The organism is Deltaproteobacteria bacterium HGW-Deltaproteobacteria-2 (genome assembly GCA_002840505.1).
In the GTDB taxonomy this organism is placed as follows: Bacteria; Desulfobacterota; Syntrophia; order Syntrophales; family Smithellaceae; genus Smithella.
Window position 1 is genome coordinate 652,463 of the sequence record PHBC01000001.1, and the last position, 21,216, is coordinate 673,678.

Sequence of the window (21,216 nt, forward strand, 5' to 3'; positions counted from 1 at the left end):
GTTGCCTTATGCCTTCCGCCCTTGAATGATTCTTTTACTTCCTGAGGCCTAGACGCTTAATAACATTTCTGTATCTTTCTATATCATTCTCTTTAATGTAATTGAGAAGCCTTCTTCTCTGACCAACCAGTTTGAGCAGACCGCGACGAGAATGATGATCTTTTTTATGCTCTTTAAAATGCTCCGTTAAATATTCTATTCTGGCGCTTAAAAGAGCAATCTGGACTTCAGGGGATCCCGTATCCTTTTCATGAAGTCGATAATCTGAAATTACTGTTTTCCTTTTCTCCGTATTTAACACGCTTTTTCCTCCTTTGTAATTAAATCCTTGTTTATCTTTAATATTATGTTTACTTGCTAATATTGTTAAACACACGGACAATTCTGGCCGCCTGTCTTTTCCCATCGAATTCGGAAAATTTATTTACCGGTGCCACCATTTCGGCAACAGCCAAAAGATATCCGCTATTATTAATAAATTTTATCATATCTCCAGCTTTCAGAAAAGGAAGATCATATTCCTTCATCATTTCCACAGAAGGCTGCCAACCATTACGCAGTTTTGCCGCAGAATTATCCTCCAGTTCAATTGTGGTCAGCAAAGGCAACAATTCTGCCATTGGCAATATTTTTCCGGAAAGCTCATTTTTTTTATCATCACCTTCATAATTGTTCAAGGAAACAGCCATTTCTTCGGAAAAAACACCGCTCTTCAAACGGCGAAGGTTACACAAACATGCTCCACATCCGAGCAAATCACCAACATCGGAACAAAGGGTCCTGATGTATGTCCCTTTTGAGCAGACAACCCGAAAAGTTATACAGGGCAAAGAAATATCTTCGATAACAATACTATGAATGGTTACCTCTCGCGGTTCCACCTTGAAAAAAACACCACTTCTTGCCCATTTATACAAAGGCTTACCAGAATGTTTAACTGCGGAATAGGCAGGGGGGACCTGTTTAATGGTTCCTACCATCTGCATCATTATCTTTCTTATTTTTTCCTCGGTTACGGCAATATTATCGCATTGGTCGATAATTTTACCTTCGGTATCTAAAGTGTCCGTCTTCACACCCAATAGCATTGTTGCCCGGTATTCCTTGTTGTCTTCAGTTAGAAAACTTGCCAGCTTAGTAGCCTCATTCAAGCATACCGGAAGCACCCCTGTAGCCATCGGATCAAGCGTTCCAGTATGGCCGGCTTTCTTGACACCCAGGATTTTCTTCACTGCACTGACAACATCATGTGAAGTTTTACCTGCCGGCTTATCAATGATTATCACACCATCCATCATGATCACTAAACTTCCCTTACCGCTTCAATAACCCGCGCTTTGATTGATTCAATGTCGCCTTTAATCCAGCAAGCTGCAGCATGAATATGACCGCCACCGCCAAACTTTTTTGCTACTTTTTCTACATTGACATCAGCTTTAGAGCGCAAGCTTAGTTTGTAATTGTTATCACCACGTTGAGTATAAAGCACAGATACTTCAATGCCCCTTACTGTACGGGGAATGTCAACGAATCCTTCAGTGAGTTCCCAGGATGCTCCTGTTTCCTGTAAAGCTTTTTGCGTAACAACCAGAGAGCCCACTTTATTTTTCAGATCCAGAGATAAGGTTTCCAATGCTTTGGCCAGCAATTTTAATCTTGCCGGAGAATCGCTCTCATAAATATTTTCTGAAATCCATTGCGGATTGGCACCGTTGGCCACCAGGTTTTCTGCAGCCCAGAATGTTTCCTTTGTAGTGCTTGAATAACGGAAATTGCCCGTATCCGTTATAATCGCCGCATATAAATTAGTGCAAATGTCTTTCGACATTTTAAATTTCATTTCATGCATCAGACGGAACAGCAATTCGCCTGTGGAACTGGCCCCGGCATCCAACATTTTCACAGAGCAAAAACCGTTATTGGAAACATGGTGGTCAATATTTATCATTTTTTTAATCTTTCCAATTTTTTCCGCTTCATCTCCACACCGCGTCAAATCACTGCAATCAAGAATAATGCCGGTATCATACTGTTCAACATTGTTTATATAATGAACTATATTGTTTGCCGCCGGCAAAAACCGGTAACGTTCCGGCGTATGATCTTGATTATAAACGACTACATTTTTCCCCAACTCTTTCAGCATGAGGTAAAGAGCCAGTTCCGATCCTACCGCGTCACCATCCAATCTTACATGAGCTGTAATTAAAAAATTTTGACCTTCTTTGATGGCCGCAATAATTTCCTTAATCATTTTTTTCTTCCTGTTTCGCTATCTGAGCCAGTAAATTTTCAATGCGATTACCGTATCCAAAAGACTGGTCATGAACAAAAGAAAGCTCCGGCACGTAACGCAGCCGCATTCTTTTTCCCAACTCACGGCGGATAAAACCAGCTGCCTGAGTCAAACCGGCCTTGATCTCGGGTGAGCATTCGTCCTTTCCCATTTCGACAAAATAAATCTTGGCGTTACGCAGATCATCGGCTACTTTCACGTCTGTTATGGTAACTGAATGCAAACGGGGGTCCTTTACCTCCCTTATAATAATGTCCGACATCTCCGCCCTGATCAATTCGGCTACTCTGTCAGCTCTTTTAAATTTCATCGTACTTGCTTGTTCTTTCATCGGCCGCTTCCAGAAAACTGGAAACAACCATAATTTCTATTTTGCTTTCTAACATTTCTGCCGCTCGCAAATCATTGATAAACCTTAGTATATGATCAACCTTTCCGTTAATATATCTGGAATCATTGCCGACAACCGCAAAGCCTATTTCGGCCATCTTATAATTATCAAGCTTGCCTGTTTCCGCGATTGATATATTAAACTCATTTTGCGTTCGTTTTAAAATCTTGTTCAAAACGCTTCTTTTTTCTTTTAACGAGCCGCTTTCGTGGATTCGTAGATTTATGATTCCGTAGCCAATAACCATAAAGCTTTTCCCCGAAATCATACAGTCATGTGAAAATCAGAATAGTCAAATGTTGATAAGCAAACTAACGTATCTAAACATTTTACTCCAACTTCTTTTCCAGTGTTTCTGTTATATAAGATTCAATTACATCACCCAGGTGAATATCGTTAAATCCTTCAATGCTGATGCCGCATTCAGTACCAGCCTGCACTTCTCTGGCATCATCCTTGAATCTCTTCAATGACATAATTTTACCATCGAAAACCACCACACTGTCACGGACAAGTTTCAGGTTTCCTGAACGCGTAATCTTTCCGTCGGTTACCAGGCATCCGGCAATAGTGCCGACTTTAGGCACTTTGAAAAGCTCACGTACTTCCGCCCGTCCCTGAACGATTTCTTTATATTCCGGTTCCAGCAGACCTTCCATCGCTGCCCGTACATCGGAAATAACATTGTAAATAATATCATAGAGCTTGATTTCTACGCCTTCCTGCTGGGCAATTTCCACTACCCGCGCGTCGGGTCTCACATTAAATCCGATAATAATTGCCCCGGAAGCGGAGGCCAGCATGACATCCGTTTCGCTGATAGCGCCGGTGGAACTATGGATAATTTTTAGTTTTATATCATCCGTCGAAAGTTTATTCAAAGCATCGGAAATCGCCTCTATTGACCCTTGCACGTCGGCCTTGATAATTACATTGCAGTCTTTTACACCTTCTTTTATTCTTTGATAGAGCTGATCTAAAGTAACTTTAGAAAAACTGGATATTTCTTTTTCTCTTATTTTTCTCAACCAATAATCGGAAATGCCACGCGCTTTCTTCTCATCTTCAACGCAGAAAAATTCCGCCCCGGTTTGAGGGACACTGGAAAACCCGATTACTTCCACCGGCATGGAAGGTCCGGCTTCTTTGATGCGTCGTCCCTGATCATTAATCATCGCCCGCACACGGCCAAATTCAGTTTTAGAAACAAAGGAATCGCCTTCTCTGAGCGTTCCTTCCTGAATTAAAACCGTCGCTACAGGACCGCGGCCGCGATCCAATTTAGCCTCAATAATAATACCGCGCGCCGGAAGATCCGGATCGGCTTTTAACTCCATAACATCGGCTTGCAGTAAGATCATCTCCAGCAATTCTTCAATATTAATTTTCTTTTTAGCGGAAACCTCGCAGAAAATTGTCTCACCTCCCAATTGTTCGGATAAAAGACCGTGTTCCATGAGAGATTGTTTTATTTTTTCGGGGTCAGCGCCGGGCTTATCAATTTTGTTTATCGCCACAATAATCGGCACCCCGGCAACCTTGGAGTGATTAATGGCTTCAATGGTTTGTCCCATTACGCCATCATCGGCGGCCACAACCAAAACAACTATATCGGTTACCTGTGCTCCACGCGCCCGCATTGCTGTAAATGCTTCATGGCCAGGCGTGTCCAGAAAAACTATGTCGCGTCCATTGATGTGAACGTGATAAGCACCAATAGCCTGTGTAATTCCACCAGCTTCGCCATCAATTACATTTGACTGCCTTATTACATCTAAAAGGGAAGTTTTCCCATGATCAACGTGCCCCATAATAGTCACGACCGGAGCCCGCGGTTTGAGGTTTGCCGGAACGTCTGAAGTTTTTAACATGGATTCGTTAAATTCCAAGTTCGCCTGTTCAACCTGGAAACCGAATTCATTTGCTATAATTGTGGCAATGTCATAATCTATAGCTTGATTAATGGTGGCCATAACATCCATAGCCATCAATTTGTTGATTACTTCGCTTACCTTAACTCCCATTCTTTTAGCTAAATCACCAACTGCAATTGTTTCTCCAACCTTGATACGCCTTTTAATTGCCTTCGGAACGGTAATTTCTGTCTTTTTCATTTTGGTAGGAACAACTTTTTTGCTGTCCCGCCATTTGACAAAACTTACTTCATCTTCTTCATTATGCTTTTGTAATCTCTTTTCTATTTTTTTCTCTAAAATCTTGCGGAGAGGTACTACTTTTTCCTCTTCAATAAACACCTCGACCGTGGCTTTGCCTTTCTTCTTCGGTTTTTCCGGCAGAGGAATGGCTATTTTTTCGCCGGGTTTTAGAGGGGCTTTTGGTGGAAATGCCTTGCTTGTTTCCGACTGGATTATTTTATGTTTAGTAACTACCGCCGGCTTTGCAGGAACGAGTGGCGGATGTTTAATTTTCTCCGCCACAGTTTTATCTGGTACTGCCGGTGCTGCTGGCGCCGCGGCCGTTGGCGGGACGTTAATTGGCGCTGTTGTTTCAACTTTCGGTATTTGTTCTTTAGGATGAGTTTGCTCTTTGTGCTGAGTTGTTTTTTCACCTTTTGGCGCTTGTTCTTTGGGTTGAGCGGAAACTGCCTCGATTTCAGAAACAGGAGTTTCAGGCGGCTCTTCTTTTTTAACTTTATCAGTTTTTTCCGTCGGTTGTTTTGAAGGTACTTCCTCCGGTTTTTCTGCCAAAACCGTCTCCGGTTGTTCTTCTTTTTTCTCAGGAACTTCTTCGACTGGCGCCTCAATGAAAGTGCGGACGGTACGACGCCTAATTACCGTTGATTTTATTCTCTCTTCCACGGTTTCGCGATGTTCAGTAGCCAACAACGCTTTTTTTATTCTTTCCACTTCGCTCTCGTCCAAAGAAGAGGAAGCGGTTTTAACAGCAATGCCAATTTTTTCCAGATGAGCAATCAGCACTTTATTTTCCAAGCCCAGCTCTTTGGCTACTTCATGAACTCGCTTTTTCGGCATGCGCGAAACTCCATATTAAATTTCTTGGTTCTAAGATTATAAATTATTTTGTTTATTATTGACGGCTTCTTCAATTAATATTTGCCCTGCCGTTTCAATCCATTGTTGAGCAGCCTTTTCGCTAATACCGGGGATTGAAGACAGTATCTCGGGTTCTGCTACTGCAAGCATGGCAATACTCTTGATACCTTTACTGAAGAGCTTCTCCGCCATAGCCGGCCCAATTCCCGTGATTTTTGTCAGCTCACTTTGTCCTTCTTGTTCTTCCTGTTTAGCAACGGCCATCGTTTCACTCTTCATGTCAATGTTCCAACCCGTGAGCTTAACCGCCAGCCGGACATTTTGCCCGTTCTTACCGATGGCCAGAGAGAGTTGGTCATCGGGGACAATAACCGTCATCGTTCGGTTGTCATCATCAATAAACACCCTGCTAACTTTGGCGGGCGATAAGGAACTGCTTACATATTTAGCCGCATCCTCGCTGTAAGGAATAATATCTATTTTCTCGCCGCGCAATTCCTGCACGACACTCTGCACTCGTGAACCTCTCATACCAACGCATGCGCCCACAGGATCGATATCCTTGTCTTTGGATCTGACGGAAATTTTCCCTCTTTTACCCGGCTCCCGGGCTACATTGACAATGTCGATAAGCCCTTCCGAAATTTCCGGAACTTCCACTTCGAAAAGCGCCTTTAAAAATGCCGGATGCGTGCGGGACATTATGATTTGCGGCCCCTTGGAATTCTTCTTTACATCAATAATATACGAGCGGATTCTTTCTCCGCGTTTATAAGTTTCCCGATGAATTTGTTCCGTCGGAGGCACAACACCTTCCGCGCGTCCTAAATTGACAATGATATTGCCGCCTTCAAATCTTTGGACAAAGCCATTTACCAATTCGCCTTTTCTGTCTTTATATTCTTCATAAATATTGTCGCATTCCGCGTCTTTAACTCTCTGAATAATTATTTGTTTGGCCATTTGCACGGCAATGCGCCCAAAGGAACTGGTTTCGATTTTCATTCCCAGACTGTCACCGGGCTCAGCTCCTTCATCGAGTTTTTCTCTCGCTTCTTCTTTAGAAATTTGTGTTTCATGATCAACGACTTTATCGACAACGGTTTTGAATTGGAAAACTTCAATTTCTCCGGTTTCATCGTTGTAATGAGCTTCTATATCAACGTTTTGTCCAAGCTTTTTACTTGCAGCCGTAAGCATTGCCGCTTCGAGCGCACCGGTAATAATATCTTTATTTATACCCTTGTCCTTACCCATCTGTTCAATCAGACGTTTAAGTTCTGGTAGTAACATTTACAAAATCCTCCCTTTCTTTAACTTATACATCGCAGAATTTCTGCCTGCCGGCATTAATTCATTACTTAATATTTATAATTTATCAGGCATTGCCAGATTGGCTTTACTGACATCATTTTGAGGAATCCGGTAAATTTTCCCGGAAATATCAATTAAAACCATTTTTCGGCCATTCTCTTCTACATAATCCGAAAGAATGCCGTGAAAATTCTTCATCCCTTCAACTTTTACGTTTGTTTTAATATTTACTCTGGAACCCTTGTATTTTACAAAATCCTGATCGCGCGATATCGGCCTGTCAATACCGGGGGAAGAAACTTCTAGTGTGTAAGCACCGTTAATTACTTCACGAATATCGAAAATATCGCCTAACTGATTGCTGACATTCGCACAATCATCAATATTAATGCCGCCTTCCTTATCCAGAAAAAGCCGGATAATCCAACGCGTATGCATTTTTATGCATTCCACGTGAATCAATTCCATTCCTTCTGAAATAACAACCGGCTCGGCTAACTGCCGGATTTTTTCTTTTACATCATAATCCATAATTGCTCAGAAAATAAAAAAGTGGGCATGGGCCCACTCATCAATTCATATCGATGGTTTGAAAAATAGCTACCACACTATAATTGGCAATGCAAGTATTATTTCTACGGTCTAAAAGCTGCTAAGTGGTTAATCACGGGGACAAATATCCCCCTCCGCTAACTAACGATTCATATAGTCAGTGAGTTTTATTTACCCTGCTATGCTGGATAATTCGTCCAGCAAGTTTCAACACGCTACGCTTCTGAAACTTGGGACTCATTAATGGAGCGGGCGACCGGGCTCGAACCGGCGACGTCCAGCTTGGGAAGCTGACATTCTACCACTGAATTACGCCCGCTCTTTAATGACACTCCAATTCCGAAAGCGAAGCGCAGCGGAATTGGAGTGTGGAATTATCCCTGAGCGAAGCGAATGGGATTTGAGACTCGCTGATAGTGAGATTAAGCTGGAGCAATCATGTTGATTGCTCCAAAACATTTCGGTTCAAGCTACAAGCTTGAACCAGCAAAATATTGCCATTTAATATCCTCCGCTGGCGGAGGTGTCCCGATGAATCATCGGGACGGAGGTGGATAAAATTCACGTAATGCGTAACTGACCAATGCTAGGTATGTCTCAAAAATTTCCACCCCCTGCCCCCGCCAGCGGGGGACATTACTCATTACGTACAATTAATATTTGCAATTGCGACACAGTCTCGAAGGCGTGAATTACATCTCAGTGATTTTTTACGGATTCATCATCCGGTGCTATACAGATTTCCAGAATCCGATCCACGTTAAAGACGCGTTTTTGATTGCGCTCCAGGCAATAGGCTCCCAATCCCAAAAACGAATGTCCGTTGTATTCCATATCTTCTATCACCACCGGCCGGATTATCCGTTTTGATTTTTCATCTTTTGCTTTAAGATAAACAATCTCGACGGTTTGTTTTTCTTTAATCGCCGCGGCCAGCATCTTAAGTTTATCCTCGCGGCTGCAGGTAAGCGCGGCTTTGGCGTACTGCATGCCGGTTAAAAATTTGACCACCTGCCAATCCATCATAATATGATTTTTCTTTAAGGGTTGTTTCAGGACGATACCTTCCAGAGTTGTGCAGCGGGAGAGAGCCACATACATCTGCCCATGAGCGAAAGTGCCGCGTCCCACGTCAATGACAACCTTTTCAAATGTTTTACCCTGGCTTTTGTGAATGGTCACGGCAAAAGCCAGCCGCACCGGATACTGGCGGAAAGACCCGACCTCTTCCGAGCGCAGTTCCTCATTTTTGAGAAAGAATTTATAGATTTTCCAAGTGTACGGAGAAATTTGCACCGTTTCACCATTATCCAGTTCGGCCACGATTACATCTTCTCCGTCATCGTCCTTTTCAAATTTTTTCACCTTGCCGATTGTTCCGTTAATCCACTGCCCGTAGGAATCGTTATTTAGCATCATAATCTGCGCGCCTTTTTTAAGTTTCAAATCGACCGCTGTCGGCATGGATTCTTTGCCGAACTCTCCGTCAACCAGACCTTGCGCTTTCCATATTTTGCCGGGCAACTGAGCCAGCCGGTTTTCATTTATCAGATCAGACATATCGTTTGTGCTGGTCAGCGAAATATAAAATTCATCGGCAGAAACTTCAAAAGAAGGATTACAGCGCTGATTGAACAGAGCAATATCCTCATCCGTGATGGAGTTATTGCGGATAGTGTTGAGCAGGCGGACAAATTCCTCATCCTTCTGGCGATAAACTTTTCCCAATTCGATAAATTCCAGTTCCAACTGCGGGAATACTTTGGCGCTAAAGAAAAACGGACTGGCATAATGCGAACGGAATATTTCCCGCTCCGCACTGGAAACCACCGGCGGCAACTGATAAAAATCGCCGATAAAAATCATCTGCACGCCGCCGAAAGGGCGTTTGGAATCGGGGCCGTTCAGCCGCAGAAATTTATCAACACAGTCCAGCAGATCAGCCCGCACCATGGAGACTTCATCAATAATAATGGTTTTTAACTTTTTGTAGATAGATGTCTTTTCTTTGCCGGTTGCCTTTTTTCTCTTAATGGCGGCCACAGTAACATTGGGTTTGAAATGGAAAAAAGAATGAATTGTCTGCCCGCCCACATTAACGGCGGCAACGCCCGTCGGCGCCAGAATAACGGCGTTTTTTTCCGTGTTGTCGCGGAAGTAATTCAGCAGAGTTGATTTGCCGGTGCCGGCCCGACCCGTGATGAAGATATTTTTATCCGTCTCTTCCATTATATGCAGTGCGCTCTGGAACTCAGGATTGAAATCTATTTCGACGGGTTTGGATTTTTTTGTCATTGTTTTTCCCGCTATTTAATGTGCCAGACAATAAGCACTTATTACGCAATACTTCAATAATAATTCTTTGATTTTAAATAAATATTCGTGTAAAAAATATATCGTTCAAAAAAAAGAGTTTGTTTCAAGACGGTATATAAAGTAACACGTATATTAATTGTTAGGGTAAAATAACCTATGAACGATGACATGATTAAATATTGTAAATGTATGGAAGAAATTAAAAAAAGAACTCATGCAATTACTACTATACTTAATAAAAAATACTCCACGGCATATCAAGCCACAAATAGAGAATTTTGCTGCCTTCAAATTCGCAAAATACTAGAATTAATTGCATTGGCCTCTATAGCCGCTAATAAAACAGAATACGCAAAACAATATAATAAATTTTTTAGTCATTGGAAAGCGAAGAAAATTCTTGAAGATATTGAAAAAATTAACCCACAGTTTTACCCAGTTCCTAGTAAGCAAGTTATTGATAATACTACTGGCAAAGTATCAGAACTTATATTAATCGAAAGTGGTTTCCTGACAAAGGAAGAATTTCCTTATGTTTACGATAAATGTAGTGAAGTTATTCATTCTTCAAATCCATATGGTTCATTAGTTAACTTAGACGAGTTTGATAATTTAGTTCCTGAATGGAATGCAAAAATAATTAAGCTGCTCAATCATCATCAAATTCAGCTAATAGATAGTCATTTACAACTATGGGTATTAATGAAGTCAAAAGATGATGGTAAAGTTCATGTTTCTTTAATGCATAATTTAACAAAAAACGAACCATAACAAGATCAATACACCCGATCGCTACGCTCCGGCTGATTTTTTCGTAAATAAGGTTAAGGTCTTGTCCGTATGAAAAAACTGAACCTAAATAAAGCTTTTACATTGATAGAGTCGGGGCCTGTTGTCCTTATCACAACAAATGATGGGAAGAAAAATAACATCATGACGATCTCGTGGACAATGGTTTTGGATTTCACGCCAGTATTTGCCATAACCACCGGAGAGTGGAATTATTCCTTCGCTGCCCTTCGGAAAACAAAGGAGTGTGTTATTGCAATTCCTACGGTGGACATGCTTGATAAAGTCGTTGGAATAGGAACATGCTCCGGTGCCGATACGGATAAATTTGCCAAATTCAGGCTGACACCCGTGAAGGGTAAAAAAGTCAAAGCGCCATTGATAAAAGAATGTCTGGCGAATATCGAGTGTAAGGTCATCGACATAGTCAAAAAACACAATATTGTCGTTCTGGAGGCCGTTGCAGCATACTTTGACTCCTCACGCAAAGAGAAACGAACTATTCACGCAGTTGGTGATGGCACATTTATCGTAGATGGGCGCAAGCTAAACCGAAAAAAAATGATGGCATCCAAAATTCCAAATGTTCTCTAAACATAAACTACATGCAATGGCTTACGTTGTCGCTGAATCTTATTCGTCAGGATTGCGCTGCCTGCACAGCACGCCTAACAAGTCGCTCAAGCGGAACGCACTACGCGCGACCGCTTAACTCCGGTGTTAGCATAAAGAGGAACTTCCGATGAAATGGTCAAGGGCTTTCGCAACATGGTTCTTTATTGCGGTTGCAGAATCAATCCATGGAATTTTCCGAAGGATCTTTATATTACCAATGATAGGCGACTTACGAGCGCACCAAGTTGGCATGCTGGTCGGATGTCTCATCATTTTTGCCATTGCATGGGCTTGTATACGTTGGATAGGTGCGAAAACGTTTTCTGAACAGTTAAAGGTTGGTGCGTTCTGGATGGTGCTCATGGCCATTTTTGAGGTGAGCCTCGGTTTGGCGTTTGGCTATTCGCAGGAGCGCATTTTCTCCGACTATAACGTAGTAGAGGGCCGGCTCATGATCTTTGGAATGATGTTCATGCTATTCGCCCCTGCGCTTGCGGCAAAGACGCGTGGCTTCAGCGCGCATTCCGTTAACAATTCACTGTAAGCGCGCCGGCCCTGACGGGCCGCGGCCTGAGCTCAAACGTTGTGGGTCGAGATAAATATAGTAATGCATGATATGAGCAGGAAAAGGAGTAAGCCATGCCTAATGTGACAGCTAATGGAATCCAAATTGAATATGATACTTTCGGTGACAGTTCATTTCCTGCATTATTATTAATTGCAGGTAATGGTGCTCAACTGTTATTTTGGGAGGTCGAATTCTGCGAGTTGTTAGTAAAAAAAGGTTACTATGTGATTCGGTTTGACAACCGGGATGCCGGTCTTTCGACAAAATTTGAAGAAGCAGGAATTCCTGACTTTCCGGCTGCAATCAAAGCTTTAATGGCAGGTAAGCCTGTGGAATCAGCATATACTCTTGACGATATGGCAGATGACGCCGTTGGTTTGCTTAATGCTTTAGGCATCGAGAAGGTGCATATATGCGGCGCCTCCATGGGCGGTATGATAGCTCAGGTTATCGCCTATCGACATCCAAAACATGTTCTGAGTCTGACTTCAATAATGTCGACTACAGGAAATCCTGATCTTCCACAGGCGAAACCGGAAACAATAGCTGCTCTTCTAGCGCCTGCACCTGCGGAACGCAAAGCTTTTGTTGAACATATGATGAATATATGGCGGAAGATTTGGAGTCCCGGATTTCCATTTGAGGAAACCAGAGCTCGAACGTTTATGGAAAAAAGCTATGATCGTTCATACTACCCGCAGGGAATGGCACGTCAAAACATAGCCCTTCTTGCCAATGGCGATAGAAGACCATCGCTTTCAACAATTGCTGTTCCAACACTTGTAATTCATGGGGCTGACGATCCGCTGATACCGGTCGAGGGAGGAAAAGATACAGCTTACGTAATACCGGGAGCAAAATTATTGATAATTAATGGAATGGGGCATGACATGCCAAAAGGGGTTTGGGCCCAAATGGTAGACGCCATTTCTAAGAATGCTGTGCAAGCCAACCTTTGAAATAAATAGAAATAAAGGAGGGAAACGATATGATTTTAGACACACTTGAGAATGCACACCGATATCTTAGCTTGCACAAGGGGTTTGCAAAAGCATTTGATTTTCTTCTGCGCCCGGATCTGAAGGAACTGCCGGTAGAGAAATATGAGATAGACGCAGAGAGCATCTATGCGATGGTATCTAAGGATCATGGCCGCAGGAAAGAGGATGCCCTGCTCGAAACACATGAAAAATACATTGATATACAATTGGTCCTGACAGGGATCGATGAGATGGGATGGAAGCCCAAGTCATTGTGTAAACATCCATTCGGGAAATACGATCAAAAAAATGATGAGCAGATTTTTACGGACGAACCGGATGCCTGGATATCAACTAAAAGTGGAACGTTTGTGATTTTCTTCCCGGAAGATGCGCACATGCCACTGATCTCTTCAGGCCAGATCCACAAAGTCGTTGTAAAGATCGCCGTTAAATGAAAGATGCCGAATTTTAAAATACGCACCTGCACACAAGAAGATACAGGAATATTAACAGAGACCATCCGGAAAGCATTTCGGGATGTGGCCGAGCGTTTCGGCCTGACACCGGATAACGCCCCTCGCCATCCATCCAACTGCACGAATAACTGGATCAGGTACGACATTGAACGAGGCGTCATATATTTCGTTCTGGAAATAGAAAACAAAGTTATCGGTTGTGTAGCTTGCGAAAAGGCAAGCTCAAATGTATGCTATCTGGAGAGGCTGGCCGTTCTTCCCGAGCACAGACAGAAAGGCATAGGCAAAGCTCTGGTTAATCACGTGTTGTCAAAAGCCGGAGAACTCGGGGCCAATGGCGTCAGCATTGGAATAATTGCCGAGCATATTGAACTGAAGAAATGGTACAAAAAAATTGGATTCACCGAGGGAGGAAGCAGGAAATTTCTCAATCTACCTTTTCTCGTTACCTTCATGTCTTATAAGTTGCCGTAAAAACAGGAATATTATACGAAACGAAGGTTAAAAGAATTGTATTAATATCAATGATTTTATGATAATAATTAAGCATGATTAAAAAAATAGTCCATAAAAAAAATCTTAACAACAAACAATCTGCGCAGGATGATCTCTCGTACTGGTTGAGCCGTCCGGCAGAAGAACGTGTTGCCACCGTGGATTATCTAAGAAAGCAATATTATGGAAGCACAGAAAGACTTCAAAGAATTGCTCGAGTTATTCAACGGGCATAAAGTTGAATACATGATTGTCGGCGCTTATGCCCTCGCATTTTATGGAGTGCCGCGTTTTACCGCTGATATTGATATCTTTGTACATTCTTCACCCGAGAACGCCAGAAAAATCCTTTCTGCCCTCGCTGATTTTGGTTTCAGCTCTCTGAACCTGACAATTGAAGATTTTCAGAATCCTAACGCGGTTGTTCAACTCGGCGTTCCTCCTGTTCGTATTGATATAATAACTTCAATAACCGGAGTCACATGGGAAGATGCGGACAAAGGAAAGCAGGAAGGTTTATACGGAGATGTTCCTGTGCATTTCCTTGGCAAGGAACAATACATAACCAACAAACGGGCAACCGGCCGTAAAAAAGACCTTGCCGACCTCGAATCTCTTGGCGAAGAATAATTTAAAGTAAATCCTAACAAAAAGAAGGCTTTGCTTCACTCCGTAATGGCAAAATCAGTTTCCTGTTTTTTTCCGACATACAGACAGGCAATGCCGAAAGTGTGGGGGAATATTTCAACTTCGGATATGCCGGTTCCCCTCATAAAGGCGGCGAATTCTTCAGGCGTTGGAAAGTTCATGATGGAATCGGCAAGGTAATAATAGGCGGCGGCGTTTTTGGAAAATACCCTGGCCATCAATGGGAGCAGGAAATTTAAATAAATATAGTAAGCTAATTTAAAAAAGCGGTTTTGAATAAACGTCATCTCCAGAATCATTATCTGTCCACCCGGTGTCGTTACTCGCAGCATCTCCTTGAGGGCTTCCGCTTTTTGAGGAATGTTCCTGATCCCGAAAGCCATTGCCGTAACGTCAAAGGAATTTTCGCTAAAAGGAAGTTCTAGGGCATTTCCCTGCATAAAATTTATCCTGCCGGAAAGATTTTTATTCTTCGCCTTTTCGTTTGCCGCCTTCACCATCGGATAGACAAAATCAATTCCGTCGACCAATATATCGCGGTGTTGAAGGCAGGCGTTGACGGATAAATCTCCCGTCCCGCAGGCAATATCAAGAAATCTTTTGGTCTTGAAGAAGACCATCTTTTTAATGGCGAAACGGCGCCAGGCGACGTCACGGCGCAAGCTCAGAAAATGGTTTAAAAAATCATACCGACCGGTAATGGTCGAAAAAATTTCTTTGACCATGCCGATACGTTTTTCGTCGCTTACTTTTTTTACAGAGGGGTATTTATCGATTTTTGACTTTTGCATTTATAAATATTTCTTCACGTCTATATCCGATTAAATACTGGATGCCCGCCTGCGCGGGCATGACAGACAATATTCAGACCTTTATTTGCCGCGGACAAGAACAGATTTGGCGTGGGCATCCAGTCCTTCCATTTGGGCGAAATGAGCAGTGGGCACACTCATTTTATCAAAGGCTTCTTTAGAAAAGGAAAGAACGCTCATTCGTCTATAGAAATCATAGACTCCCAGGGGAGATGAAAAACGGGCTGTGCCTCCAGTAGGCAAAATATGATTAGTACCTGCCAGGTAATCGCCCAATGCCTCCGGCGTGAAAGAACCCAGAAAAACTGATCCGGCATTTCTTACTCTATTCAGAATTTTCTTCGGGTTTTTAACCATTAATTCCAAATGTTCCGGCGCAAAGGAATTGGCGATATCGACAGCTTCTTCTATGCTCTGTGTAATAATAATCGCGCCGAATTTAGTCAGTGATTTTTCCGCTGTTACTTTCCGTGATAAGGTTCTCATTTGCCGGTAAATTTCCAGAGAGACCTCCCGTGCCAGGTCTTCAGAAGTTGTCAAAAGAACCGCTGCCGCCATTTCATCGTGCTCGACCTGCGCCAGCATATCCGCCGCTGCAAAAGAAGCATTCGCAGTTTTATCAGCAATGACGATCACCTCGCTGGGACCAGCGATCATGTCAATATCCACCTGGCCAAAAACCAATTTCTTCGCCGCGGCAACATAGGCATTACCCGGCCCCACAATTTTGTCGACCTGCGGAACAGTTTTTGTACCGTAAGCCAGCGCGGCAATCGCCTGCGCGCCGCCGATTTTAAATATGCGTTTCACTCCGCTTACCTCGGCTGCTGCAGCAATCAGTGGATTAAGAAGGCCTCCCCTCGCCGGAGTGACCAGAATAATCTCTTCCACGCCGGCAATGCGTGCCGGAATCGCCGCCATCAGAATTGTTGAAGGATAAGATGCCTTACCGCCCGGAGCGTAAATTCCGATTCGTCTTAGAGGTAGTATACGCTGCCCCAACTCAGCACCGTTTTCCTTCTTAACCATATAGCCTTGTGCTATCTGATGGCGATGATAATCTTCAATACGCTTTGCCGCTAATTTGATAACTTTTAAATCTTCCGTTTTTACCTGTGCCAGCGCTTTCTTTTTTTCCGCAGGTGTTACTTCCACCGTAGCATCGCTTAATTTATATCCGTCAAACTTCGCCGTGTATTTAAATAAAGCTTTATCTCCCCGGGCTGCGACAGCGCTAACAATCTTTGCCACTGATGATAAGAGTTCCTGTGAATGAACGCCACCTCTCTGGCGCAATTGACTAAAGAATTTTTTAAACTCGGCAGCGTTGGATTTGATTATCTTCATTTATTTTATCCTTTTTATATCCGCTCCCAACGCGGAAAATTTCTTTTCTATTGTCTGATAACCACGGTCAATATGGTAAACGCGGGAAATTTCTGTTGTACCTTCGGCAACCAGCGCCGCCAGAACCAGCGAAGCAGAAGCCCGTAAATCCGTGGCCATTGTCTGCGCTCCGTGCAGCTTGGGAACGCCCCGGACAATCGCGTTGCCGCCCTGAATGACAATATCAGCGCCCATGCGCACCAATTCGCTGACATGCATAAACCGGTTCTCAAAAACGGTTTCGGAAATCACGCTCAAACCACTGCCGATACTCATATAAGCCATCATCTGTGCCTGCAAATCAGTTGGAAATCCCGGATAAGGAACAGTTTTCACATCAACACTGTTTATTTTTTCTCCGGCGGATACTTTCAGTCCATTCTTAATTGCCGAAATTTTCATGCCGGTATCTTTTAATTTATTGATTAACGCTTCCAGATGATGAGGATTGCAGCCCATAACATTTATTTCGCCTCGCGTCATTCCTGCGGCAATCATAAAAGTCCCCGCTTCAATCCGGTCGGGAATAATTGCAGATTCAGTCGGTTTCAGAGAGGTAACGCCTTTAATCGTTATTACGTCGGTCCCCGCCCCGCTGATTTTAGCCCCCATGCTTTTTAAAACATCTGCAAGGTTAACAACTTCCGGTTCACGAGCGGCATTGTTCAGCACCGTAGTGCCTTGAGCCAGGGTCGCCGCCATCATTATATTTTCGGTGCCGGTTACAGTGGTCAGATCAAAATAAATTTCTGCGCCTTTTAATTTTTTAGCCTTTGCTTCAATATAGCCGCTTTTTAATTCGACATGAGCGCCCATATCTTCCAATGCTTTGAGATGAAGATTGACCGGCCGCGCGCCGATGGCACAGCCTCCCGGAAGAGATACTCGCGCCACTCCCGCACGGGCAACAAGTGGTCCCAAAACTAAAATTGACGCTCTCATTGTTTTTACAAGATCATAAGAAGCGGTATGGTTGATGATTTTATCAACATTAATTTTAACAGTTTCTTCACCTTCAATCTGAGCTCCCATACTGCATAAAAGTTTTTTTATCGTTTTAATATCCATCAAATCGGGAATATTATGAAACGTATTAGTTCCTGCCGTCAGCAATGCCGAGGCCAAAACCGGCAGCGCCGCGTTTTTAGCACCGCTTATCTGAACATTGCCATGGAGTGATTTACCTCCATTAATAACTATCTTATCCACTTATTTTCTCCTTGTTCTTATTACGCGCGGCAATCCGGCATAATCCTTACGCATTTCGGTGCTGTCATAAAATCCGGATTCCTCGATAATCTCTCGAACTGTTTTTTCCTGTTTAGCTCCAATTTCCATCAAAAGCCAACCATTTTTTTGCAAGAATTCTGCCGCCTGATATATCAACTTTTCGTAAAATTCAGTTCCCTTTTTACCGGCCAAAAGAGCAATTGCCGGTTCGTAATCTTTTACCCCTGCGGGAAGCTCCTCATAATCCTGGGCCGAAATATAGGGCGGATTGCAAACAATTATATCAAAAATACCTTCCACCGGTTCAAACAAATTGCCCTGGAGAAAATCAATTTTATTATCCAGTTTCAAAGCGCGGGCATTTTTTTTGGCCAGCGCTAAAGCGGCGGCGGAAATATCTGTGGCAACAATTCTGGCATTGGAAATTTCTGTGGCCAGAGCCAGAGCAATGGCGCTGCTGCCCGTGCCGATATCCAGAATATTTATATCTGCAGAATCTATTTTGCGGCAAATTTCCAAAGCTTCTTCAACAATAATCTCCGTATCCGGACGGGGAATCAAAACATCTTTGTTTACTTCCAGCGTGAATGTCCAGAATTCCTTGCGCCCGGTGATATATGCCACCGGTTCCCATCGCACCCGGCGAGCGACGAGATTTCTAAAAGAGGAAAGCTGCACTTCGCTGATACTCATTTCCGGATTTTTTAAAAATTCCAGGCGGTCACAGCCAAGAACAAAAGAAAGCAATACTTCAGCATCCAATCTCGCCGACGGTATTCCCGCGGCTTCAAAAGCGTGAACGGCATCATTAATAATTTTGTGAATGACCATGGCTTTTCCTGAAGAACTTAATGGAACCATATAAGGATACCTGAAAATAAATTGTTGCAAAATAAATGTCAAGTGTTTATAAATCCAAACTATTAATATTTTAATGGAATTGACTTTTTAAGCTTACAAACAAGCTTTGGAACAATTTGCCGGGAGGACAATTATGAAACCGGGCGCTACTCTTATGGAACGATTCGATGGCTGGTTTGTCAAGCCGATTGAAAAACTCAAAGAACTTCCGGAAGGCGACGGAGGTTTTCTGGCCCTGTCCGCCGCGCTTTTCCTTTGCGAAAGATATTATCGTGCCTCAACAGACACTCTTTCCGGCAAAAGAGACGATGAAAAATTTAAAGTTGAAGCAGCAAAAGATTTAGGTCTTAGTTTGGAAGATTTTAATTGCTTCTGGATTATTTACAGAAACGGAGTTCAGCACCAGGGAACACCAAAAAAATTCATCGACAAGAAAAATCAAATAAAATATTTCTTTCATATTTCCGACGAGTTTAACGGAATTCCGGAAGTATACAAAATAAACGCTTATAAACGTGAAATAAGATTAAACGTCTGGAAATTTGCCGACCTGATCATCAATAAGTTCAAGACTAATGAATCAGTATTTAGAAAAGCCATTTCTCATACATTTCCTGAAGTCAAGGGAATCAAGAAAGATAAAGAAAAGTAACATTTAAATCTATTCACAATCTTATTTTTTATACTTTTTTATTTAGATAAATCATTTTTGCGCCGCGGCGAATTGTCCGGAAATAATCAAATGTTTTGTAAAGTCGCTTTTATCTTTCCTGCGTAAAGCAACGGTCTCTCTTTTTGTCATCTGCAAAAAAATCCTATTTTAAAGATTCAGCCTGATAATGCGACGATAAAGCGTCAATCATGGCGCCGATATTGCCGTTGATGAAATTATCCAGGTCGTAACGGGTCAAATTGATGCGATGATCGGTTATTCTCCCCTGCGGGAAGTTATAGGTGCGGATGCGCTCGGAGCGGTCGCCGCTGCCCACCTGGCTTTTGCGCGCCTGAGCCTGCTCGGCATCTTGCCTTTGAATCTCAGCGTCCAGAAGCCTGGCCCGCAATACCTTCATTGCCTTGTTCTTGTTCTTGAGCTGTGATTTTTCATCCTGACAGGTCACGACAAGCCCTGTCGGCAAATGAGTTATGCGAACAGCGGAATCCGTAGTGTTGACGCTCTGACCACCGTGACCGGTGGAACGATAAACGTCAACACGAAGTTCATTGGGATCTATATTGATTTCCACATCTTCCGCTTCCGGCATAATGGCGACGGTAACCGCCGAAGTGTGAATGCGTCCCTGTGCCTCCGTAACCGGAACACGCTGGACACGATGAACACCGCTTTCATATTTCAGACGACTGTAAGCGCCTTTCCCGTCTATTTGCGCGATAATTTCCTTGAAACCGCCCATACCACCGGCAGGCGAACTGCTGACCACTTCCACTTTCCAGCCCTGAGCTTCCGCGTACTTCGCGTACATGCGAAACAAATCTCCGGCGAAAAGACCTGCTTCATCTCCACCGGTGCCCGCTCTGATTTCCAGAAAAACGTTTTTGTCGTCATTTGGATCTTTGGGCACAAGCAAAACATTCAACTTCTCTTCCAAATCGCTTTTCTTCTGTTTTAATTGAGGCATTTCCTCTTTAACAATCGCCTTTAGGTCATCATCGCCTTCCGCCAAAACTTCATATTCTTCTATCTGCCCTCTTACGTTATTATATTCACGTATAGTCTCTACCAACTCTCTTAAGTCAGCATGTTCTTTGGCGTATTTTTGATAAAGTCCCTGCTTGGAAACGATTTTAGGGTCGCTAAGTTGTCCCTCCAGTTCCCTGTAACGTAGTTCGATATCGTTAAGTTTATCCAGTATGATTTCCATGTTATTTCTTTAAGTAAATTTGTACAATTAAGGGTCGGTTTAGAAAAAACTTTACAAGTTCATCCCTGCCGGAAAAACACCTGCAAAAAAAGGCCGGTCAGAATTCAAAAGAATATCAGACCGGCAACATAAATTGAAATTACGTAACTATTTTTTTGTTGTTTTTTTGGGTGTTTCCTTAATATTTTCCGTAGTTGTTGTCTTTTTGACCTGCGGCTTTTCTACTTTGGCTTCGTATTTCTTCTTGAATCTTTCGACGCGACCAGCCGTATCTACAAGCCTCTGCTTACCTGTGATAAAAGGATGGCAGTTAGAACAAATTTCTGTCTTGATATCTTTTTTGGTCGATCTCGTTTCAATGACGTTACCACAAACACAAGTGATCGTCGTTTCTTTATATTCTGGATGAATTCCTTCTTTCATGTCTCTTATCCTTTCCTCCCTGGCATTTATCTACAATTAATTATTAATGTTTTTTACTTTATTTTAAAAGTGCTCGATTGCCTTACAATATATGCGGCAAAAATTCAAGAAAATTATACCAATTCGCTTTCTTTGGCTAACTTTGTTGGCTGCGTCGTCGGCTTCCT

General features: G+C 42.9%; 23 protein-coding genes and 1 tRNA gene. 8 read left to right on the forward strand and 16 right to left on the reverse strand.

Annotated elements, in window-relative coordinates:
- Positions 1 to 34 precede the first annotated feature (34 nt).
- The 10 genes from CVU62_02980 to CVU62_03025 form a co-directional block, all read right to left on the reverse strand.
- Positions 35 to 301 (reverse strand): 30S ribosomal protein S15, encoded by a 267-nt coding sequence (locus tag CVU62_02980; protein PKN39453.1) that lies wholly within the window; start codon positions 299 to 301, stop codon positions 35 to 37.
- A 49-nt stretch (positions 302 to 350) separates the two neighbouring features.
- Entirely contained in the window at positions 351 to 1,298 is a 948-nt protein-coding gene (truB, locus tag CVU62_02985) for a tRNA pseudouridine(55) synthase TruB (GenBank protein ID PKN39179.1), read from the reverse strand.
- Between the two features lie 5 nt (positions 1,299 to 1,303).
- Entirely contained in the window at positions 1,304 to 2,254 is a 951-nt protein-coding gene (locus tag CVU62_02990) for a hypothetical protein (GenBank protein PKN39180.1), read from the reverse strand.
- Positions 2,247 to 2,606: a ribosome-binding factor A gene (locus CVU62_02995; protein ID PKN39181.1), complete on the reverse strand. Its 360-nt coding sequence runs from the start codon at positions 2,604 to 2,606 to the stop codon at positions 2,247 to 2,249. The genes CVU62_02990 and CVU62_02995 overlap by 8 nt, the downstream gene beginning before the upstream one ends.
- On the reverse strand, positions 2,596 to 2,934 hold the full coding sequence (locus CVU62_03000) for a DUF503 domain-containing protein (protein PKN39182.1): 339 nt from the start codon (positions 2,932 to 2,934) through the stop codon (positions 2,596 to 2,598). Before CVU62_03000 ends, CVU62_02995 begins: the two co-directional genes overlap by 11 nt.
- A gap of 82 nt (positions 2,935 to 3,016) precedes the next feature.
- A complete protein-coding gene (locus CVU62_03005; GenBank protein PKN39183.1) occupies positions 3,017 to 5,680 on the reverse strand; it encodes a translation initiation factor IF-2 in 2,664 nt (887 codons plus the stop codon).
- A gap of 36 nt (positions 5,681 to 5,716) precedes the next feature.
- Positions 5,717 to 6,994 carry a transcription termination/antitermination protein NusA gene (locus CVU62_03010; protein ID PKN39184.1) on the reverse strand — a complete coding sequence of 426 codons (1,278 nt, stop codon included), beginning with the start codon at positions 6,992 to 6,994 and terminating at the stop codon, positions 5,717 to 5,719.
- A 75-nt stretch (positions 6,995 to 7,069) separates the two neighbouring features.
- Positions 7,070 to 7,546, reverse strand: coding sequence for a ribosome maturation factor RimP (locus CVU62_03015; GenBank protein ID PKN39185.1), 477 nt, complete (start codon positions 7,544 to 7,546; stop codon positions 7,070 to 7,072).
- Positions 7,547 to 7,811: 265 nt separating this feature from the next.
- Positions 7,812 to 7,886 (reverse strand) — tRNA-Gly (locus tag CVU62_03020).
- 380 nt (positions 7,887 to 8,266) lie between these two features.
- On the reverse strand, positions 8,267 to 9,862 hold the full coding sequence (locus tag CVU62_03025) for an AAA family ATPase (GenBank protein ID PKN39186.1): 1,596 nt from the start codon (positions 9,860 to 9,862) through the stop codon (positions 8,267 to 8,269).
- A gap of 177 nt (positions 9,863 to 10,039) precedes the next feature.
- Here CVU62_03025 and CVU62_03030 point away from each other — a divergent pair, with 177 nt between their 5' ends.
- The 7 genes from CVU62_03030 to CVU62_03060 all read left to right on the forward strand — a co-directional run bounded on the left by CVU62_03030 (position 10,040) and on the right by CVU62_03060 (position 14,439).
- A complete protein-coding gene (locus CVU62_03030) occupies positions 10,040 to 10,654 on the forward strand; it encodes a hypothetical protein (GenBank protein ID PKN39187.1) in 615 nt (204 codons plus the stop codon).
- A 69-nt stretch (positions 10,655 to 10,723) separates the two neighbouring features.
- Positions 10,724 to 11,266 (forward strand): flavin reductase, encoded by a 543-nt coding sequence (locus tag CVU62_03035; GenBank protein PKN39188.1) that lies wholly within the window; start codon positions 10,724 to 10,726, stop codon positions 11,264 to 11,266.
- 148 nt (positions 11,267 to 11,414) lie between these two features.
- Positions 11,415 to 11,831 carry a hypothetical protein gene (locus tag CVU62_03040; GenBank protein PKN39189.1) on the forward strand — a complete coding sequence of 139 codons (417 nt, stop codon included), beginning with the start codon at positions 11,415 to 11,417 and terminating at the stop codon, positions 11,829 to 11,831.
- A 95-nt stretch (positions 11,832 to 11,926) separates the two neighbouring features.
- On the forward strand, positions 11,927 to 12,814 hold the full coding sequence (locus CVU62_03045; GenBank protein PKN39190.1) for an alpha/beta hydrolase: 888 nt from the start codon (positions 11,927 to 11,929) through the stop codon (positions 12,812 to 12,814).
- Positions 12,815 to 12,843: 29 nt separating this feature from the next.
- Positions 12,844 to 13,293: a YhcH/YjgK/YiaL family protein gene (locus tag CVU62_03050; GenBank protein PKN39191.1), complete on the forward strand. Its 450-nt coding sequence runs from the start codon at positions 12,844 to 12,846 to the stop codon at positions 13,291 to 13,293.
- Between the two features lie 3 nt (positions 13,294 to 13,296).
- Entirely contained in the window at positions 13,297 to 13,788 is a 492-nt protein-coding gene (locus tag CVU62_03055; protein PKN39192.1) for a GNAT family N-acetyltransferase, read from the forward strand.
- A 204-nt stretch (positions 13,789 to 13,992) separates the two neighbouring features.
- Positions 13,993 to 14,439, forward strand: a complete 447-nt coding sequence (locus CVU62_03060; GenBank protein PKN39193.1) for a hypothetical protein — start codon at positions 13,993 to 13,995, stop codon at positions 14,437 to 14,439.
- Between the two features lie 35 nt (positions 14,440 to 14,474).
- Here CVU62_03060 and CVU62_03065 read toward each other — a convergent pair whose 3' ends face one another.
- The 4 genes from CVU62_03065 to prmC form a co-directional block, all read right to left on the reverse strand.
- Positions 14,475 to 15,248, reverse strand: a complete 774-nt coding sequence (locus CVU62_03065) for a hypothetical protein (protein PKN39194.1) — start codon at positions 15,246 to 15,248, stop codon at positions 14,475 to 14,477.
- A gap of 81 nt (positions 15,249 to 15,329) precedes the next feature.
- Positions 15,330 to 16,616 carry a histidinol dehydrogenase gene (gene hisD / locus CVU62_03070; GenBank protein ID PKN39195.1) on the reverse strand — a complete coding sequence of 429 codons (1,287 nt, stop codon included), beginning with the start codon at positions 16,614 to 16,616 and terminating at the stop codon, positions 15,330 to 15,332.
- Positions 16,617 to 17,864 (reverse strand): UDP-N-acetylglucosamine 1-carboxyvinyltransferase, encoded by a 1,248-nt coding sequence (gene murA, locus CVU62_03075; GenBank protein ID PKN39196.1) that lies wholly within the window; start codon positions 17,862 to 17,864, stop codon positions 16,617 to 16,619. It abuts the gene before it with no gap.
- On the reverse strand, positions 17,865 to 18,716 hold the full coding sequence (gene prmC, locus CVU62_03080; GenBank protein ID PKN39197.1) for a peptide chain release factor N(5)-glutamine methyltransferase: 852 nt from the start codon (positions 18,714 to 18,716) through the stop codon (positions 17,865 to 17,867).
- 163 nt (positions 18,717 to 18,879) lie between these two features.
- Here prmC and CVU62_03085 point away from each other — a divergent pair, with 163 nt between their 5' ends.
- The gene (locus tag CVU62_03085; protein ID PKN39198.1) at positions 18,880 to 19,398 is read left to right on the forward strand and encodes a hypothetical protein; all 519 of its coding nucleotides are present in this window, start codon (positions 18,880 to 18,882) and stop codon (positions 19,396 to 19,398) included.
- 163 nt (positions 19,399 to 19,561) lie between these two features.
- On the opposite strand, the gene CVU62_03090 is transcribed toward CVU62_03085, so the two are convergent.
- On the reverse strand, positions 19,562 to 20,617 hold the full coding sequence (locus CVU62_03090) for a peptide chain release factor 1 (GenBank protein ID PKN39454.1): 1,056 nt from the start codon (positions 20,615 to 20,617) through the stop codon (positions 19,562 to 19,564).
- A 156-nt stretch (positions 20,618 to 20,773) separates the two neighbouring features.
- Entirely contained in the window at positions 20,774 to 21,049 is a 276-nt protein-coding gene (locus CVU62_03095) for a 50S ribosomal protein L31 (GenBank protein PKN39199.1), read from the reverse strand.
- Positions 21,050 to 21,216 lie beyond the last annotated feature (167 nt).

Excerpts from the sequence above, each read along its gene's own strand:
- prmC (PKN39197.1), bottom strand. The coding sequence starts at position 18,716 with ATGGTCATTCACAAAATTATTAATGATGCCGTTCACGCTTTTGAAGCC.
- CVU62_03010 (PKN39184.1), bottom strand. The coding sequence starts at position 6,994 with ATGTTACTACCAGAACTTAAACGTCTGATTGAACAGATGGGTAAGGAC.
- CVU62_03095 (PKN39199.1), bottom strand. The coding sequence starts at position 21,049 with ATGAAAGAAGGAATTCATCCAGAATATAAAGAAACGACGATCACTTGT.
- CVU62_03085 (PKN39198.1), top strand. The coding sequence starts at position 18,880 with ATGAAACCGGGCGCTACTCTTATGGAACGATTCGATGGCTGGTTTGTC.
- CVU62_03040 (PKN39189.1), top strand. The coding sequence starts at position 11,415 with ATGAAATGGTCAAGGGCTTTCGCAACATGGTTCTTTATTGCGGTTGCA.
- CVU62_02995 (PKN39181.1), bottom strand. The coding sequence starts at position 2,606 with ATGAAATTTAAAAGAGCTGACAGAGTAGCCGAATTGATCAGGGCGGAG.
- CVU62_02990 (PKN39180.1), bottom strand. The coding sequence starts at position 2,254 with ATGATTAAGGAAATTATTGCGGCCATCAAAGAAGGTCAAAATTTTTTA.
- CVU62_03045 (PKN39190.1), top strand. The coding sequence starts at position 11,927 with ATGCCTAATGTGACAGCTAATGGAATCCAAATTGAATATGATACTTTC.
- CVU62_03025 (PKN39186.1), bottom strand. The coding sequence starts at position 9,862 with ATGACAAAAAAATCCAAACCCGTCGAAATAGATTTCAATCCTGAGTTC.
- CVU62_03065 (PKN39194.1), bottom strand. The coding sequence starts at position 15,248 with ATGCAAAAGTCAAAAATCGATAAATACCCCTCTGTAAAAAAAGTAAGC.
- CVU62_03000 (PKN39182.1), bottom strand. The coding sequence starts at position 2,934 with ATGGTTATTGGCTACGGAATCATAAATCTACGAATCCACGAAAGCGGC.
- CVU62_03060 (PKN39193.1), top strand. The coding sequence starts at position 13,993 with ATGGAAGCACAGAAAGACTTCAAAGAATTGCTCGAGTTATTCAACGGG.
- CVU62_03005 (PKN39183.1), bottom strand. The coding sequence starts at position 5,680 with ATGCCGAAAAAGCGAGTTCATGAAGTAGCCAAAGAGCTGGGCTTGGAA.
- truB (PKN39179.1), bottom strand. The coding sequence starts at position 1,298 with ATGATGGATGGTGTGATAATCATTGATAAGCCGGCAGGTAAAACTTCA.
- CVU62_03035 (PKN39188.1), top strand. The coding sequence starts at position 10,724 with ATGAAAAAACTGAACCTAAATAAAGCTTTTACATTGATAGAGTCGGGG.
- CVU62_03050 (PKN39191.1), top strand. The coding sequence starts at position 12,844 with ATGATTTTAGACACACTTGAGAATGCACACCGATATCTTAGCTTGCAC.
- CVU62_03015 (PKN39185.1), bottom strand. The coding sequence starts at position 7,546 with ATGGATTATGATGTAAAAGAAAAAATCCGGCAGTTAGCCGAGCCGGTT.
- hisD (PKN39195.1), bottom strand. The coding sequence starts at position 16,616 with ATGAAGATAATCAAATCCAACGCTGCCGAGTTTAAAAAATTCTTTAGT.
- CVU62_03030 (PKN39187.1), top strand. The coding sequence starts at position 10,040 with ATGAACGATGACATGATTAAATATTGTAAATGTATGGAAGAAATTAAA.
- CVU62_03055 (PKN39192.1), top strand. The coding sequence starts at position 13,297 with ATGCCGAATTTTAAAATACGCACCTGCACACAAGAAGATACAGGAATA.